Annotated in this window: 14 protein-coding genes and 1 pseudogene; 7 read left to right on the forward strand and 8 right to left on the reverse strand. The window is 68.4% G+C overall.

Features of this window, described 5'->3' with window-relative positions:
• From ACFWY9_RS40070 to ACFWY9_RS40080, 3 genes are all read right to left on the reverse strand, one after another.
• A partial coding sequence (locus ACFWY9_RS40070; RefSeq protein WP_378341328.1) for a WXG100 family type VII secretion target occupies nucleotides 1-488 on the reverse strand: 488 nt, incomplete at its 3' end.
• A gap of 28 nt (nucleotides 489-516) precedes the next feature.
• The gene (locus ACFWY9_RS40075; protein WP_378323089.1) at nucleotides 517-837 is read right to left on the reverse strand and encodes a type VII secretion target; all 321 of its coding nucleotides are present in this window, start codon (nucleotides 835-837) and stop codon (nucleotides 517-519) included.
• 12 nt (nucleotides 838-849) lie between these two features.
• Nucleotides 850-1,404 (reverse strand): YbaB/EbfC family nucleoid-associated protein, encoded by a 555-nt coding sequence (locus ACFWY9_RS40080; RefSeq protein WP_378341329.1) that lies wholly within the window; start codon nucleotides 1,402-1,404, stop codon nucleotides 850-852.
• A 238-nt stretch (nucleotides 1,405-1,642) separates the two neighbouring features.
• On the opposite strand from ACFWY9_RS40080, the gene ACFWY9_RS40085 reads away from it, so the two are divergent.
• From ACFWY9_RS40085 to ACFWY9_RS40110, 6 genes are all read left to right on the forward strand, one after another.
• A complete protein-coding gene (locus ACFWY9_RS40085) occupies nucleotides 1,643-5,347 on the forward strand; it encodes a multifunctional oxoglutarate decarboxylase/oxoglutarate dehydrogenase thiamine pyrophosphate-binding subunit/dihydrolipoyllysine-residue succinyltransferase subunit (RefSeq protein ID WP_378341330.1) in 3,705 nt (1,234 codons plus the stop codon).
• 175 nt (nucleotides 5,348-5,522) lie between these two features.
• Complete coding sequence (locus ACFWY9_RS40090) at nucleotides 5,523-5,912, forward strand: hypothetical protein (RefSeq protein ID WP_378341331.1); 390 nt, start codon at nucleotides 5,523-5,525, stop codon at nucleotides 5,910-5,912.
• A complete protein-coding gene (locus ACFWY9_RS40095) occupies nucleotides 5,912-6,547 on the forward strand; it encodes a DUF3558 domain-containing protein (RefSeq protein ID WP_378341332.1) in 636 nt (211 codons plus the stop codon). Before ACFWY9_RS40090 ends, ACFWY9_RS40095 begins: the two co-directional genes overlap by 1 nt.
• A gap of 2 nt (nucleotides 6,548-6,549) precedes the next feature.
• On the forward strand, nucleotides 6,550-7,893 hold the full coding sequence (locus tag ACFWY9_RS40100) for a hypothetical protein (protein ID WP_378341333.1): 1,344 nt from the start codon (nucleotides 6,550-6,552) through the stop codon (nucleotides 7,891-7,893).
• A gap of 26 nt (nucleotides 7,894-7,919) precedes the next feature.
• Entirely contained in the window at nucleotides 7,920-8,678 is a 759-nt protein-coding gene (locus ACFWY9_RS40105; RefSeq protein ID WP_378341334.1) for an ESX secretion-associated protein EspG, read from the forward strand.
• Between the two features lie 163 nt (nucleotides 8,679-8,841).
• Complete coding sequence (locus ACFWY9_RS40110) at nucleotides 8,842-9,753, forward strand: hypothetical protein (RefSeq protein ID WP_378341335.1); 912 nt, start codon at nucleotides 8,842-8,844, stop codon at nucleotides 9,751-9,753.
• 83 nt (nucleotides 9,754-9,836) lie between these two features.
• Here the strand turns inward: ACFWY9_RS40110 and ACFWY9_RS40115 are convergent.
• The 5 genes and pseudogenes from ACFWY9_RS40115 to ACFWY9_RS40135 all read right to left on the reverse strand — a co-directional run.
• Nucleotides 9,837-11,003 (reverse strand): annotated as a pseudogene (locus ACFWY9_RS40115) (S8 family peptidase); the annotation flags it as partial.
• A gap of 419 nt (nucleotides 11,004-11,422) precedes the next feature.
• Nucleotides 11,423-12,319 (reverse strand): ABC transporter substrate-binding protein, encoded by an 897-nt coding sequence (locus ACFWY9_RS40120; RefSeq protein ID WP_378341336.1) that lies wholly within the window; start codon nucleotides 12,317-12,319, stop codon nucleotides 11,423-11,425.
• Nucleotides 12,316-13,020, reverse strand: coding sequence for an ABC transporter permease (locus ACFWY9_RS40125; protein ID WP_378341337.1), 705 nt, complete (start codon nucleotides 13,018-13,020; stop codon nucleotides 12,316-12,318). Before ACFWY9_RS40125 ends, ACFWY9_RS40120 begins: the two co-directional genes overlap by 4 nt.
• A complete protein-coding gene (locus ACFWY9_RS40130) occupies nucleotides 13,017-13,715 on the reverse strand; it encodes an ABC transporter permease (RefSeq protein ID WP_378323102.1) in 699 nt (232 codons plus the stop codon). Before ACFWY9_RS40130 ends, ACFWY9_RS40125 begins: the two co-directional genes overlap by 4 nt.
• The gene (locus tag ACFWY9_RS40135) at nucleotides 13,715-14,803 is read right to left on the reverse strand and encodes an ABC transporter ATP-binding protein (RefSeq protein WP_378323104.1); all 1,089 of its coding nucleotides are present in this window, start codon (nucleotides 14,801-14,803) and stop codon (nucleotides 13,715-13,717) included. The genes ACFWY9_RS40130 and ACFWY9_RS40135 overlap by 1 nt, the downstream gene beginning before the upstream one ends.
• Before the next feature lie 106 nt (nucleotides 14,804-14,909).
• On the opposite strand from ACFWY9_RS40135, the gene ACFWY9_RS40140 reads away from it, so the two are divergent.
• Entirely contained in the window at nucleotides 14,910-16,352 is a 1,443-nt protein-coding gene (locus tag ACFWY9_RS40140) for a bis-aminopropyl spermidine synthase family protein (RefSeq protein WP_378341338.1), read from the forward strand.
• Nucleotides 16,353-16,409: the final 57 nt, after the last annotated feature.

Consider the following 16,409-nt stretch of genomic DNA (forward strand, 5'->3'; position numbering starts at 1 on the left):
ACCTGCCCCATGACCATGACGCCCGTGGAGATGCCGTCACACAAAGACGCGGCACCGGCCAGCGCGTCCGTCTGCTCGGCGACCTCACCGCGATAGGACTCGGCGGCCGCACCGTCCCACCCCGCCGTACCGCCCTTGGCCTCGTTCGCGAGATCGCCCGCGATCGCGTTGACCTCCTTGGACACATTCGCCCAAGTGTCCGAAAAGGACTGAATCACCGGCGGATTCCCCGCCAGCCAATCCAGACAGTCCTTCAGCGGCTTGACGTGCTCGATCAGCCACGAAACGCCGTACTGCGCCAACGTCCCGATCGGGTCCGTCACCAGGGACAGCACCTCGAGACCGACGCCAAGACCCCCTAGCCCGGCTTCGACCCACGAACCGTCCTTCACCCCGCTCGCCAGATCGTTCGCCGACTCCAGGATCCCGATCCCGGTCACCCCGGTCGTCTGCGACTGCGCCTGCGCGACCAGCGGATTGCCGTCCACTTCGAACCCCCATCACCCCGGTGACGCGTCAAGCGCCCTTCGGGCCGGCCTTCTTGATCGCGTCGACCGACGCCTCGTCCTGCTTGCGGTAGGCGTCCGCCGCGTCCTTGACCTTGTCCGCGGTGCCGTTGATCGAGTCCGAGGCCTGCTGCAGCGCGCGCACGCCCATCTCCTCGAACGGGTCCAGCAGCAACGCGAACGGCTGGCAGATGACGCCGTACGCGCTGTTGTCCATGGTGACCTGCTGTGCCGCGTCGACCACGGTCTTCATCCGGTCGGCGAAGCCCCGCACCTTGCCCTCGTGCGTCCCCAGTTCCTCACCGAGGACCTTGAAGCCTCCGTCTGGCATGACCCACTCCCCTTAGTCGCGTCGCAGGAAACTCTGATCGCCGAAGTCCTCGTCGTCGTCCGGCGGCGCGGGACGCCGGGGCGCGGCGGGCGGCTTGGGCGTGGGCGGCGGGGTGCGCGGCGCCGCGGGCGGCGGAGGCTCCTCGTCCGTTTCGTACAGCCGGCGCCGGGGCTCCTCGGGCAGCGAGGGCTCCGGGTCCTCCTCCGGCGCGTCCGGGAAGTTCCGCTCGGCGGTCTCCGCGATGTGCCGCGCCGCGTCGTCGTCACCCACGGTCTCGGCGAGGATCTCCCGCATCTTCTGCGGGTACTGCGACTGCGCCTTCTGGATCGCCTTCATGACGTTGGCGGCGATCTCGTCAGGACTCATCGAGCGGACACCGTCGGTCATCCTGATCGCGGTGGGCAAGCCGTTGTGACCCACCGTGACGCTGACCGCGCCGCCCGCCACCGTGCCGGTGAGCGTGATCTGCTCCACCTGCTCCTGCATCGCCTGGAAGCGCTGCGACTTCCCGACCGCGTCCCGCTCCCAGTCGTCGACCATGCGTTCGACGTCCGACAGATCAGCCACCTCGGCCCCTTCCTGCTCCCCGGTACTGACGGAAGTGACCTTCCCCCGGTTCCCCGCACCCGGGCAAGCCGCGCGTACCACGATCTGTATCGAGTCAGTGATCGAGACAGTGACCGACGCCCTAGTGCGCCACGCCTCACACGGGCCAGTTCGATCACAGGTCTGTTACCGAAGGGGTTAGCCTGGTAGGCGCATCACCCCGATTCAAGATCGAGACGGATAGAGGCGAGCCCAAGCCGTGTCCAGCAGCAGCCCTGCGTCACAATTCGGCCCCAACGAGTGGCTGGTCGAAGAGATGTACGACCAGTTCCTCGCAGACCCCTCCTCAGTCGATGCCGCCTGGCACGACTTCTTCGCGGATTTCAAGCCGACCCAGACGGCACAGGCGAAGGCCGACACGGCCCGCCAGACCGCCGACGCGCAGGCCGCGAGCACCACGAACGGGCAGCCCACTCCGCCAACGACCAAGGCCGTGCAGAACGCCGAATCCGCCGCCAAGCAGGCCGCCGCCCCGGCACCCGCCGCCGCCCCGAAGCCTGCGGCCAAGCCCGCCGCCAAGGCAGCGCCCGCGGCCAAGCCCGCCGCGAAGCCCGCGACGCAGGGCGAGCCCGAGTCGAAGCCGCTGCGCGGTGCCGCCGCCGCGATCGCGAAGAACATGGACGCCTCGCTGTCCGTGCCGACCGCGACCAGCGTGCGCGCCGTTCCGGCCAAGCTGATGGCCGACAACCGCATCGTCATCAACAACCACCTCAAGCGCACGCGCGGCGGGAAGATCTCGTTCACCCACCTCATCGGCTACGCGATGGTGCGGGCGCTGCGGGACTTCCCGAACATGAACCGGCACTACCAGCTGATCGACGGGAAGCCGTTCGCGGTCACGCCGGAGCACGTCAACTTCGGCCTCGCGATCGACATGAAGGGCAAGGACAACTCCCGCACCCTGGTCGTGGCCTCGATCAAGGGCTGCGAGGACATGACGTTCCTGCAGTTCTGGCAGGCCTACGAGGACATCGTCAAGAAGGCGCGCAACAACAAGCTGACCGCCGACGACTTCGCGGGCACCACGATCTCGCTGACCAACCCCGGCGGCATCGGCACCAACCACTCGGTGCCGCGCCTACAGGCCGGCCAGGGCGCGATCATCGGTGTCGGCGCCATGCAGTACCCCGCCGCGTTCGAGGGCACCAGCGAGAAGACGCTGGTCGACCTCGGTATCAGCAAGATCATGACGCTGACCTCGACCTACGACCACCGCATCATCCAGGGCGCGGAGTCCGGCGAGTTCCTCAAGCGCATCCACCAGCTGCTGCTCGGCGAGGACGGCTTCTACGACGACGTCTTCACCTCGCTGCGGCTGCCGTACGAGCCGATCCGCTGGGTCGCCGACATCCCGGACGGTCCGGTCGACAAGACCGCGCGGGTCATCGAGCTGATCGACGCGTTCCGCATCCGCGGTCACCTGATGGCCGACACCGACCCGCTGAACTACCGCCAGCGCAGCCACGCCGACCTCGACGTGCTCTCCCACGGCCTCACCCTGTGGGACCTGGACCGCGAGTTCCCGGTCGGCGGCTTCGCCGGGCAGGAGCGGATGAAGCTGCGCGACATCCTCGGCGTGCTGCGCAACTCGTACTGCCGCACCGTCGGCATCGAGTACACGCACATCCTCGACCCCGAGGAGCGGCGCTGGATCCAGGAACGCGTCGAGATCCCGCACGAGAAGCCGGACCCCGCGGTCCAGAAGTACGTGCTCTCGAAGCTCAACGCCGCCGAGGCGTTCGAGACGTTCCTGCAGACCAAGTACGTCGGCCAGAAGCGGTTCTCGCTCGAAGGCGGCGAGACCGCGATCCCGCTGCTCGACACGCTGCTGGACAAGGCCGCCGAGCACGAGCTCGACGAGGTCGTCATCGGCATGCCGCACCGCGGCCGGCTGAACGTGCTGGCCAACATCGTCGGCAAGCCGATCAGCCAGATCTTCCAGGAGTTCGAGGGCAACCTCGACCCGGGCCAGGCGCACGGCTCCGGTGACGTCAAGTACCACCTCGGCGCCGAGGGCAAGTACTTCCGGATGTTCGGCGACGGCGAGACCAAGGTGTCGCTGACCGCGAACCCGTCGCACCTGGAGACCGTCGACCCGGTGCTCGAGGGCATCGTCCGCGCCAAGCAGGACATCCTCGACAAGGGCGGCGAGGGCTACACCGTGCTGCCGGTGCTGATGCACGGCGACGCGGCCTTCGCGGGCCAGGGCGTCGTGGCCGAGACCCTGAACCTGGCGCTGCTGCGCGGCTACCGCACCGGCGGCACCGTGCACGTCATCGTCAACAACCAGGTCGGCTTCACCACCGCGCCGGAGCACTCGCGCTCCAGCCAGTACGCCACCGACGTCGCGAAGATGATCGGCTCGCCGATCTTCCACGTGAACGGCGACGACCCGGAGGCCGCGCACTGGGTCGCCAAGCTGGCGGTCGACTACCGGCAGGCGTTCCACAAGGACGTCGTCATCGACCTCATCTGCTACCGCCGCCGCGGGCACAACGAGGGCGACGACCCGTCGATGACGCAGCCGGCGATGTACGACATCATCGACACCAAGCGCTCGGTGCGGAAGACCTACACGGAATCGCTGATCGGCCGCGGCGACATCTCCGTCGAGGAAGCCGAGGCCGCGCTGCGCGACTTCTCCAGCCAGCTGGAGCACGTCTTCAACGAGGTCCGCGAGCTGGAGAAGCACCCGCCGAAGGCGAGCCCCTCGGTCGAGGACGAGCAGCAGGTGCCCGCGAAGGTGCCGACGGCGGTCAGCAAGGAGACCATCGAGCGCATCGGCGACGCGTTCGTCAACGTGCCCGAGGGCTTCACCCCGCACCCGCGCGTCAAGCCGGTCATGGAGCGGCGGCACAAGATGTCCCGCGAGGGCGACATCGACTGGGCCTTCGGCGAACTGCTCGCTTTCGGGTCACTGGCGCTGGAAGGCCGTCTCGTGCGGCTGTCCGGTCAGGACTCGCGGCGCGGCACCTTCACCCAGCGGCATTCGGTGTTCATCGACCGCAAGACGGGCAAGGAGTACGCCCCGCTGCAGAACCTGGCCGACGGCCAGGGCCGGGTGATGATCTACGACTCGGCGCTGTCGGAGTACGCGGCCGTCGGCTTCGAGTACGGCTACTCGGTGGCCAACTCCGAGGCGCTCGTGGCGTGGGAAGCGCAGTTCGGTGACTTCGTCAACGGCGCGCAGACCGTCATCGACGAGTACATCTCCTCGGGCGAGGCCAAGTGGGGCCAGCGCTCCGACGTCGTGCTGCTGCTGCCGCACGGCCACGAGGGCCAGGGCCCGGACCACACCTCCGGCCGCATCGAACGGTTCCTCTCGCTGTGCGCGGAGAACTCGATGACCGTCGCGGTGCCGTCGACCCCGGCGAACTACTTCCACCTGTTGCGCCGTCACGCCCTCGATGGCATCCAGCGGCCGCTGATCGTCTTCACCCCGAAGTCGATGCTGCGCAACAAGGCCGCGACGTCGGCGGTGACGGACTTCACCGACCAGTCGAAGTTCCTGTCGGTCATCGACGACACGGCCGCCGACCCCGGCAAGATCCGCAAGGTGCTGCTGACCTCCGGGAAGCTGTACTGGGAGCTCGTCGCGGAGCGCGCCAAGCGCGGTGCCGACGACGTCGCGATCGTGCGGATCGAGCAGTACTACCCGCTGCCCAAGAAGAAGCTCCTCGCCGCGGTCGAGCGCTACGCCGGCGCGAAGCTCATGTGGGTGCAGGAGGAGCCGGAGAACCAGGGCGCGTGGCCCTTCTTCGGGCTCAACCTGCCGCGGAAGTTCCCGGAGAAGTTCGCCGGCCTCGAGGTCGCGGCCCGTCGCCCGATGGCGGCGCCGTCGGCCGGGTCGTCGAAGGTGCACGAGGTCGAGCAGAAGGCGCTGATCGCCAAGGCGTTCAGCTGATCATCGCGTGAAGTGCCGTTAAGGCCACCTTACGGGCGTCGGACGCCCGTAAGGTGGCCTTAACGGCTTTACGGGGCTTTTCGAGCCTGGTAGGAAGTTGACCAAACGCGCCCGCGCCCGGTGATCTCCCTGCTATCCTCCGTTGCGTTTGGACCAGACGCTCGGGAGGGGCGGCATGGCGGACGACGGAAGCAACTTTCTGTCCGGACTGAGCTTTTTCGGGGACACGCAGAGCGTGGGCCCCTCCGGTGGCTTCCGCATGAGCACCTCCGAAATGGAAACACTGCTCAGCAAGGCTGAGAGCACCAAGAAGCTGATCCAGGATCAGATCGTCAAGGCTCAGCGGCTCGTCCAATGTGAGCCACCCGGCAAGGATATCTCCAGTGTGGGCTTCGCGAATACCGCGAACAATTCCGGGCGTTACTACGTCGGGCACCTGCGGATCCAGCTCAATCGCTACGGTGCTCTCATCGAAAAGCTCAACACGGCGCTCGGCAGGACGACGGCCACTGATCAGGCCAACGCGGACGCCGCCAAGGACGCTGGCAAGGAAGGCAAGTACTGATGCGGCCCGGATACCGTGCGATCGTCACCGTTCTTTCCGCAGCCGGGCTCGTGGTCGCGGGCTGTTCCGGTGGCACAGGGAAGAGCCCCGCGACGCAGAGTTCAGCGCCTCCGGCCAGCGATAGCAGCCCGGCCGCGCAGAATGGTGCGCCCAAGGTGCAGAACCCGCTCCCGGCGAAGGTGCTCGAGGGCAGTCCCTGCGACACCTCACTCAGCGCGGACGACGTCAAGGAGTTCATCGGCGCCCCCGACCCGGCCAAGCCGGACAACAGCGCCGCGCTGGGCGCGTCGTGCTCCTGGCACAACGCGGCCGGAAACGGCGCTTCCATCGACGTCGGCTATCAGACCAAGCTCAAGGGCGGCCTTGGCGCGGCGTACAGCAATGTCAAACCCGACGCGGTTCGATGGGTCGAACCCAGTCCCATCCAGGGATATCCTCTTGTCGGTTACCTGTCGGCGAACAGCAACGGCCTCGAAAAGTCCGAGTGTGTGCTCGTCGTGGGCATCTCCGACGACCTCACCTATTCCGTGGGCCTCTTCCTCAGCGACAGCGCCAAGAGGAAGAACATCGACCCCTGCACCGCGGGTCGGGACGTGGCCGACCGGGTGCTGACCCGCATCAAGACGAGGGCCTGAGCATGTGGCAGTGGCTGGAGGACCTCGCCTCGTCCGTGGTGGACGTGGCCAAATCCGAGGCACGCGTCCTCAACGATCTCGTCCACGGCGATTTCGGTGACATCTTGCGCGAACTCACCGGCGGCCACGGCCAGCTCACGAAACACGGTACCGGTGCCGGGGATCTCGTCGACCAGGTCCAGCGACAAGGCGATGGCGGGCGATCGCTCGAACTTGCCCGCCAGGTAGGCATCGAACAATCCGGTCAGCAGAACCAGATCGAGACCGAGAGCCGTCAGATGGCATCGGCCCTCGAATCGGCCTGGACCGGCAACGCGTCGGATGCGGCCCGGCAACACATCGTGCCGCTCTCCACCACCGCCGCCTCGGCGTCGGCGACGCTCACGAACAACTCCACCACCATCAGCGACCAGCTCAGTCAGTTCTCGCATCTCAAGTCCACCATGCACGCCGACGTCACCAACGACGCGCCCGAGCGGGACTTCTGGGACAAGGCGACGCCGTGGAACACCAGCACCGAGGACAAGATCAACGAGCGCAACAAGAAGGTCCTGGAGAACAAGGCCCTCTACGAGCAGTACACACAGCAGACGAACACCGTCAACCAGCCCAATATGAAGATCGACTACGGGCAGCTCGGCGACGAGCAAGGCGGCGGCGATTTCAAGGTCGACGACTCCAAGAAACCGCCGGAGAAGCCTCCGGTCAAGGGATTCGGCGGCGAGGACGAGCACAAGCGCGTCCCTGGCCCCGGTGACTTCCGCAAGGAAGGCTTCGTGCCGCCGCAACCGCGTCCCCCGCTGCCACCGCCGGATTTCCGGCCCGGCACCGTGCCCGGTCCGAACGACCACACGAGCACGTCGTCGTACGTGCCGCCGTCGACGTCGTCGTACCAGCCGCTGAACATCCCGTCGTACCAGCAGGGCAGCATCGCCGACCGGCTCAGCTCCGGCGGCGGCCAGAACTCCTTCGGCCTCGGCGGTTTCGGGCCCACCGGTGGCGGTGGGAGCAGCAGCGGCGCCGGGCTCGACGGCGTGGGCAAGGGCAACAGCGGGCGCGTGAGCGGCAGCATCGGCTCCGAACCCGGCGCGGGCAAGGGCACCGGCGCGGCCGAGCCGAGTTCCCGTGGCGGCGCGAACGCCGCGAGCGCGGCCGGGCGCGGTGGCCCCGGCGGCGCATCGGGCAAGCAGGGCATGAGCGGTATGGGTGGCGCCGGCCAGGGCGGCAAGGGCAAGGGCGGCGAGGACAAGGAACACAAGCGCGCGTCCTATCTGCAGGAGCAGGACGCGGACAAGATCTTCGGTGGCACCGAAGAGAAACCGGTCCCGCCGACCATCGGCGCCTGAGCGGCAGTTCGCAGGGGGGAACGACCATGCATCGCGGCACGGTGTTGCTGCCCAAGTCCGCCTTCATCACGGCGTGGCGCTGGGAGGGCTACGGGGATCCGCCCGCCGTCATCGGCATCGACGAGCAGTGGCTGCCCGAACAGACCCGGGCGAAGTACGACAACGAGGTGCTCGGCATCCTCACCGGGCTCGGCGTCGCCGAGGGCGGCACGCTCACCCGCGAGTTCCGTGACACCCTCGCCGTGCTCGCCACCGGCTCGCTCCGGTTCACCGCGTGGTGCGGCGACGTGCGGAACGACGAAACCGGCGGAATCCTCGTGTCGGTCAAGGGCAACGAGGCCGTCCGGGTGCTGCGCATGGAAACGCTCGTCCGCATCGACCCCGTCGACGCGGGGCGGGCCGCCGCCGCGGTGGTCGACGTGCTGCCGGACGTCGGCCCCGCGCGGCTCGAAACGGTCGCCGTCCCCAAGGCCAAGTACCGCCCGGACCAGAGCATCTCGGCGGCGTTCGACTTCAACGACCCGACCAGCGAGGAGCCGGATGACCCGACGGCGCGGCCGCGGGCGCTGATGGCGGGGCGGCGTTCGGGAATCCACCAGCTCTACGTCGGGAACGGTTCCGGCCGCCGCAGTACCCCGGTCACCGTGGTCGACGTCGTGGGCGAAGGGCGGGTCATCGCGCTCGTCTCCGAGGACCTGGGCGACGAGCCGATGCTCACGTTCCTCGCCGGCAGCCGCGCGGCGCTCATCGACGTCCTGGAGACCACGAGCGCGGCCTTCGCCTGATTCACCCGGCTCGGGCCGAAAAGGGCTCAACGGCACCGTGTCCGGGTACGATTCCGTCCGGACCAGACAGTGCACTGTGGACGAATCGCACAGCGGAAAGGCCCGGGGGCGCACGATGACCACACCACCACAACCCGTTCCGTGCGGGCGTTGCGGACAACCGGTGCTCCCGGATCCGCACGCCCATGGCGCGTGGGTCGATCAGTGGAACGGCCGGTTCTGCGGCGGGAACCCGCAGTTCCCGCACCTCGCGGCACAGCAGCCACCGCCGCCGGGTGGCGGAAGCAAGAAACCGTGGATCATCGGCGGCTCGATCCTCGGTGTCGTGCTGGTGATCGGGCTCGTCGTGGTCCTGGTCGTGACACTGACCGGGAAATCCGGTGACACAGCTGCCCTCGCGAGCCAGACACCGCCGCCGTCCGCTCCGGCGTCGAGCAGCGCGCCACCCACCGACCCGAACGCGCCGGTGCCCTGCGATCCGGAGAGCAGGGTCAGCCGCTCCTGCTTCCCGCCGAAGGTGACCGGTCAGGCGTTCCTCGACCGCATCGCGCAGAAGCAGAAATGGCCGTGCTTCAAGAAAGGCGAGAAGGACGGGGCCGGCGACACCGTCCGCGATCTCGGCGTCTGCAAGGCGGCCAACGATGTCGAACAGCCGTACCTCATGTCGGCCAGCATCGGTTACGACACCCACACCCACGAACTTCAGGGGACGATGAACGAGGTCCTCCTGGTCGCGAGCACCACGGCCCGGCCATGGAAGAACGAGAAGACCGACGTCGGCAAGACGAAGGACGTCGCGATCAACGTGATGGGCATCGCGGTGGCGAACCTGTGGCCGGACGACAAGGCGTTGCAGGACGAGACGAAACAGGCGTTCGCGAAGATCGAGGAGCAGTGCGCCGGGGGCGGGCGCACCAGCGTGGACGGGCCGAAGGCCACGCTGCACAACGGTTTCGAGGTCAGCTGCTCGTCGATCGACACGATCGGGGTCAACGACCCGCGCGGCGCGACCTCCACAATCGTCCAGACCATGCGGATCGAAGCCCCGCTCCGCGCTCCCCAGCCTTCCCGGTAAGAGGCCCGTGGGGGCCTCCTTGAAGGACTCTGGATCCTTCGAGGAGGCCCCCACGGACCGTCGTTCAGCTCAGCGCGTCAGGCGCCGGTGTAGAGCAGGACGTTCGGGGAGCCGGTCCCCGGGTTCGTGACCTTGTCCTTGGTGCCGCCGTTCACCAGGGCGTCCCGCACCTGCTGCGGCGTCGCCGAGGTGTTCTTCTCCAGGTACAGCGCGGCCGCGCCGACCACGTGCGGGGTCGCCATCGACGTCCCGCTGATGGTCTTGCTGGCGCTGGTGCCACCGATCCACGCCGACGTGATGTCGGTGCCCGGCGCGAAGATGTCGAGGCACTTGCCGTAGTTGGAGTAGGTGGCACGCGAATCGTTGTTGGCCGTCGCGCCCACGGTGATCGCCTCCGGCGTACGGGCGGGCGAGTTCTGGCAGGCGTCACCGTTGTTGTTGCCCCCGGCGATGCCGTAGGTGACCCCGGCGGCGATCGACTTCTTCACCGCGGCGTCGAGCGCGTCCGAAACGCCGCCACCGAGGCTCATGTTCGCCACCGCGGGCTTCTTGGCGTTCTGGGTGACCCAGTCGATCCCGGCGGTGACCGCCTCGAGAGTGCCCGAGCCCTGGCAGTCGAGAACACGGACGCCGACCAGCTTGACGTCCTTGGCCAGGCCGTAGGTCTTGCCGCCGATGGTGCCGGAGACGTGCGTGCCGTGGCCGTTGCAGTCGGTCGCGTCGTTGTCGTTGTCCACGAAGTCGTGGCCGGAGGTCGCCCGCCCGCCGAAGTCGGCGTGCTGCGTGTAGATCCCGGTGTCGATCACGTACGCCGTGACGCCCGAACCCGTCGCGGCATAGCTGTACTTCTTGTCCAGCGGCAGGTCCTTCTGGTCGACCCGGTCCTGGCCCCACGACGGCGGGTTCGCCTGGTCCGTCGCGACGTGCACGACCTTGTTCTGCTCGACGAACGCGACGTCGGGGTCGGCGGCGATCCGCTTCGCCTGCGTCTCGCTCATCCGCCCGGAGAACCCGTGCAGCGTCGAGAACGTCTTCGCGATCGCCCCGCCGTGCCGGTTGGTGACCTGCTGCGCCACGCTGTCGAGGGAAAGCCCGTCCTTCAGCACGACGATGTAGCTGTCCTGCACCGCGTTGGCGCTCCCGGCGCCCCGAACCGTCCCCTCCTTCGCCGACGCGACGGCATTTCCGCCGAGAACGGTAACGACCGCCACGGCGGCAGCGACTCCTACGACAGGGAGTCGCCTACCCATTTTTCCAAGGGATTTCCGCAAGATCCGTTCCTCCTAGGCATGAGTGACCGGACGATCCCCGCGGACCGCCGATCTCTAGGGGTGACAAAGGCGCCGAATGTGCTGCTCGTTCACAGGGAACGTAGCGCCGGGATCAGGACACGGCGCGCTGACCGAAAAGAACGATCTTCGCCTGTCCTTTTCGGACTTTTCGGGCACTACGCCACCTGCGCGCCGGATTTACGGCAAAGGAAGGTGGTCCTTGCGACGGTAGGAGTAGTGGCGTTTGCCGGAAACTAACCCACTACAGCACTCAATACGTTGGGTGACCGTTTCCGGCTCTCGACGCTCACTCGAATGGCGGACTACCAAAGTCGCGGAGATCGTTAGCCGAGGAAACGGTCACCCTGCGTCTCAGGGATAACCCGCGTGCGGCTCGGCTAAACCTTCTTCAGACCGTTGCGTGCCAGGAATTCGTCGGCGATGTCCAGCGGGTTGCGCTTCTCCTCGGTGAACTGGACGTTCAGCTCGGTCAGCTGCTCGGTGGTCAGTGCCGCGGACACCCGGTTCAGCGCTTCCGTCTCCGCCGGTGAGAGCGTCCCCTTGGCCACCAGCGGCACGATGTTCTGCGCGGGGAACATGTTCTTGTCGTCGACGAGCGGGACGAACCCGTTGGCCGCGATCGTCGACGACGTGCTGAACAGGTCCGCCACCTGCACCTCGCCCGATTTGAGCGCGGCCACGGTGACCGGGCCGCCGGTGTCGGTCGTGCGGATCTCCTTGAACTCACAGCCGTAGAGCTGCTTGATCCGGTCCTTCCACCGGCTGCTCCACTGGCCCGGGCCACCGAGCACCAGATCCTTGCAGCGCGGCCCGAGGTCGGAGAACGTCCGCACGCCCGAATCGGCCAGCTGCTTCCCGACGACGAGCAGGTCCTTGTCCTCGGCGGGCGCCTGCGCCAGCACCTCGAACCCGGCCGGGATCTTCTGCCGCAACGCGGCGTAGACGTCCTGGGACGTCGTGGCCGTGGTGTTCTTGTCGAAGTACCGCAGCAGGTTCCCGCTGTAGTCCGGCACCACCGACAACGACTTGTCCTGCAAGGCCTTCACCACGACCTCGCGGCTGCCGACCGGCGGGTGCACGGTGACGTTCTTCGCGCCCGCGTTGCGCAGCGCGCCCGCGTAGATCTGCGCGAGCAGCAGGCTCTCCCCCACGTCGGAGGCGCCGATGACGATGTCCCCGCTGCTGCCGCCCTCAGCACCGCCGGCGAGTGGGTTTCCGCACGCCGTGGCGAGCAGGGCGACTCCGGAGAGCAGGGCGACGAGTACACGCTTCACGCGACACCTCCCGCGGCGGCGGCCTTCCCGGACGCCGCGCCCGCCGCGAGCCGGACTCCCCTGGGCACCAGCGCCCGTTGCACGGCGGCCAGTACGACGTCCAGCACGATCGCCAGCAACGCGGTCAGGATCGCGCCCGCGACGACCTCGGTGTAGTCCAAAATGGCCAGTCCGTCGAGCAGGAACCGGCCGAGCCCGCCGAGCCCGACGTACGCGGCCACCGCGGCCGTCGCGACCAATTGCAACACGGCGTTGCGGATTCCGCCTAGTACCAAGGGAAGCGCGATCGGAAGCTCCACCTTCCACAAGGTCTGCTGTCCGGTCATCCCGATACCCTCGGCCGCGTCGACGACGTCGTGTTCGGCCGCCTGGATTCCCGCGTACGTTCCCGCGAGCACCGGCGGCACGGCGAGCACGACGAGCCCGATCACCGTCGCCGTCGTGCTTTCGGTGAACAGCAGGAACAGAAACGTCACCAGGCCCAGCGTCGGCAGCGCGCGGATCGCGTTGCCCGCGCTGACCAGCACGACGGCGCCGCGCCCGGTGTGCCCGACGAACAGTCCCAACGGGACGGCGATGACGAGCGCGATCACCAGTGCCAGCCCGATGTAGGACAGGTGCTGGGCGAGCCGGTGGCCGATGCCGTCCGGCCCCTGCCAGTGCGCGGGATCGCCGAACCAGGAGAAAAGATCGGAAATCATGCCGCGGCCCCTTCCAGCACAGGGGCCGCCTTGCTCGCCCGTTCCCACGGCGTGAGGACATTGCGCAGCAACACCAGCAACAGGTCGACCACCAGCGCGAGCAGCAGCGTGAGCACGATGCCGACCACGATCGGCGAGAAGTACTCCCGCTGGAAGCCGTCGGTGAACAGCACCCCGAGACCGCCGGTGCCGATCAGCGCGCCGACGCTGACCAGGCTGATGTTGCTCACCGACGCGACCCGCACCCCCGCCGCCAGCACCGGGATCGACAGCGGCAGCTCGACGCCGAGGAAGCGGCGTGGCGCGCGGTAGCCGATGGCGGTGGCCGCGGCGATGACGTGCGGCGGCACCGCGTCGAGCGCGTCGAGCACCGGACGCACCAGCAGCGCCGCGGTGTAGATCGTGAGCGCGACGATCACGTTGACACTGTTCAGGATCCGGGTGCCGATCAGGCCGGGGATCACCACGAACAACGCCAGCGACGGGATCGTGTAGAGCAAATTGGACAGTACAAGAAGGACACTGCGGACCCGCTGGTAACGGTGCCCGAGCCAGCCGGCCGCGATCGCCACCACGATGCCGAGCACCAGCGGCACCAGGGACAGGTAGATGTGGTCGAGCAGATCACCGAGCAGTTGCGCGCGGTTGTTGGCACTGCCCAGATAACGGCCGAGCTCCGCGAAGAAGCCGCCCATCACGCCCCCTGCGGCGACGCTTCGATCACTTCGAGCACCTGCCGCGCCACGACCGCCCCGATGACCCGGTGCTCGTCGTCGACGACCACGCCGAGACTGGCGGGCGAGGACAGCGCGGCGTCCAGCGCGCCCCGGATCGGCGTGCCCTGGACGTACAGCGAGCCGCCCGCGACCAGATCCGCCTCGGTCAACTCACCGTCCACAGTGGAATTCGGCGGCAGCCAGCCGCGCGGTTGCTTGTCGGTGTTGACCGCGAGCAGCCAGCCGCTGCTCGGGCCGGTCAGCGTGCTGCCGAGCGCGATCTGCGGGATCTCCTGGACTTCGACGCCGGTCGATGGCAGGAACGAAAGCCCGCGGTAGCCGCGGTCACGGCCCACGAAGGACGCCACGAAGTCGTCCACCGGATGCCGCAGCACCTCGGCGGGCGTGCCGTACTGGGCCAGCTTCCCGCCGACCCGCATGACGGCGACCTTGTCGCCGAGCCGCACCGCCTCGTCGATGTCGTGGGTGACGAACACGATCGTCTTGCCCAGCTGGGACTGCAGCCGCAGCAGCTCGTCCTGCAGGCCCTCCCGGACCACCGGGTCGACCGCGGAGAACGGCTCGTCCATCAGCAGCACCGGCGAGTCGGCGGCGAGCGCCCTGGCCACCCCGACGCGCTGCTGCTGACCGCCGGACAACTGCGCGGGATATCGCTTGCCGAGTTCGGCGGGCAGGCCGACGGTCTCCAGCAGTTCGACGGCGCGGTCGCGGGCCTTGCGCTTGTCCCAGCCCGCCAGCAACGGCACGGTGGCGATGTTGTCCAGCACCGTCCTATGTGGAAAGAGACCGGCATGCTGGATGACGTAGCCGATACCGCGGCGCAACAGCGCCGGATCCCCCTCGGAGACGTCCTTGCCGTCCAGCAGCACGGTGCCCGCCGTCGGCTCGACCATGCGGTTGATCATCCGCAGCGACGTCGTCTTGCCGCAGCCGGACGGGCCGACGAACACGGTGATCGTGCCGTCCTCGACGGTCAGGTTCAGTGTGTCGACGGCGACCGTCCCGTCCGGATACCGCTTGGTCACGTCGCGGAATTGGATTGTCACACGTCACTCCCCACATCCGGTAACCACCGACGGTAGCCGAGATCAAGGACTTCGGCACGGCGTTCCATCCACTGATGCGGCGAACGGACTACTAGAGTGGCGTCCCGTGAGCGCACTCGACGACGTCCTCGCCGCACACGGCGTCGGCGTCCGCCCGCTGTACCAGGTGATCGCCCTGCTCCGCACCGGCCACCACGATCTCGGCGAACTCGTCCGGCTCACCACCGCGCCCCGCCGCAGCGTCGAGGACGTGCTGACCGCGCTCGGCGACGATCTCGAAAGGACGGAGTCCGGCGTCCGGATCGCCCCGCACGCCGCGGAGTCGTACGCGCGCTACGCCCTTCCGGCGTCCACCGATCCCCTCGCGCCCGAACACGCCGAGCTGCTCGCGACGATCACCGGCTACGTCGAACGCGTTCCGCCCCCGCTCGCCGCGCTCGACCACGTCCAGGCGACCCCGGACACGGTGCTGCGCCGGGCGTTGTGGCTGAACGCACGCTACGACCTCGCCACCGCGCGGCTGCTGTTCCTCGGCGACCACGACCTGACGTCGCTGGCGGTCCGCGCGGTGTGCCCGGCCGCCGAGCTGACCGTGGTGGACCTCGACGAGCGCGTCCTGTCCTATGTGGACGAACTGAGTGAGCGGACGATCGGCACCGTGCACGCCGATCTGCGGGTGGGGCTGCCGCCCGCGGTCTCCGGCCGGGCCGATCTGGTGTTCAGCGACCCGCCGTACACCCCGGACGGCATGGGCCTGTTCGCGGCGCGGGGCGTGCAGGCGCTGCGGGAACCGAGCGAGGGCAGGCTGTTGTTCGCCTACGGGTACAGCCCGCGGCATCCGGCACTGGGCGCGCAGGTGCAGCGGTCGCTGGCGACGCTGGGGCTGACGTTCGAGGCCATCCTGCCGGACTTCAACCGCTACTTCGGCGCGCAGGCCATCGGCAGCGCCGCGGACCTCTACGTCTGCCAGCCGACCGCCAAGGCGAAGAAGAACCGTGGTGGCAAAGGAAAGTCCGCGATCTACACGCACGGCCCGCAGTCGGTGGAGTCGGCCGGGACGAAACCCGCGCTGCTCGAAGCCCTGCGGGAAATCGCGACGGAAGGCGGGCTCTCGCTGGAATCGCGGCCGGTGGACTGGTCGGCGTCGGGGCCGGAGGGCGACGCGGTGGCGATGGATCTCTCCGCCGATCCCGGGCCGTGGCTGCTGCGGACGCTGCTGGGCACGAACGCGCGACGGCTCGCGCTGCTGCTCCCCAACGCGCACCCCGACCTCGGCGACGAGGCGTCCCAGAAGGCGTTGACGGCGTTGACCGCGGCGAAGTACCGGCTCCGCTTCCTGCGCAGCACCCCGGACAACAAGCACGCGATCGTGGTCGCGGACGCCGTCGAGCATCCCGACGAAATCCTCACGCGGGCGCACGCGCGGCTGGCGAACGTCGCCCTCGACGTCCCGGACGACCTGCGCGACCTCCGCCTCGTCGACGTCCCCCGCCACCGCCTCGCCACCCTGCTGGGGGGGGTGGGGGGGGGGGGGTGGGGGGAGTGCTAGCGGTGGGGACAGAACAACACACTCTCGCCGCGCTGCAGAGAGACGCTCTGGCGGGCT

The organism is Amycolatopsis sp. NPDC059027, assembly GCF_042739735.1.
In the GTDB taxonomy this organism is placed as follows: domain Bacteria; phylum Actinomycetota; class Actinomycetes; order Mycobacteriales; family Pseudonocardiaceae; genus Amycolatopsis.

What these genes read in the sequence shown, in the direction of transcription:
- ACFWY9_RS40075 (WP_378323089.1), bottom strand. Translation starts at nt 837, where the DNA reads ATGCCAGACGGAGGCTTCAAGGTCCTCGGTGAGGAACTGGGGACGCAC.
- ACFWY9_RS40090 (WP_378341331.1), top strand. Translation starts at nt 5,523, where the DNA reads ATGGCGGACGACGGAAGCAACTTTCTGTCCGGACTGAGCTTTTTCGGG.
- ACFWY9_RS40095 (WP_378341332.1), top strand. Translation starts at nt 5,912, where the DNA reads ATGCGGCCCGGATACCGTGCGATCGTCACCGTTCTTTCCGCAGCCGGG.
- ACFWY9_RS40100 (WP_378341333.1), top strand. Translation starts at nt 6,550, where the DNA reads ATGTGGCAGTGGCTGGAGGACCTCGCCTCGTCCGTGGTGGACGTGGCC.
- ACFWY9_RS40105 (WP_378341334.1), top strand. Translation starts at nt 7,920, where the DNA reads ATGCATCGCGGCACGGTGTTGCTGCCCAAGTCCGCCTTCATCACGGCG.
- ACFWY9_RS40125 (WP_378341337.1), bottom strand. Translation starts at nt 13,020, where the DNA reads ATGATTTCCGATCTTTTCTCCTGGTTCGGCGATCCCGCGCACTGGCAG.
- ACFWY9_RS40130 (WP_378323102.1), bottom strand. Translation starts at nt 13,715, where the DNA reads ATGGGCGGCTTCTTCGCGGAGCTCGGCCGTTATCTGGGCAGTGCCAAC.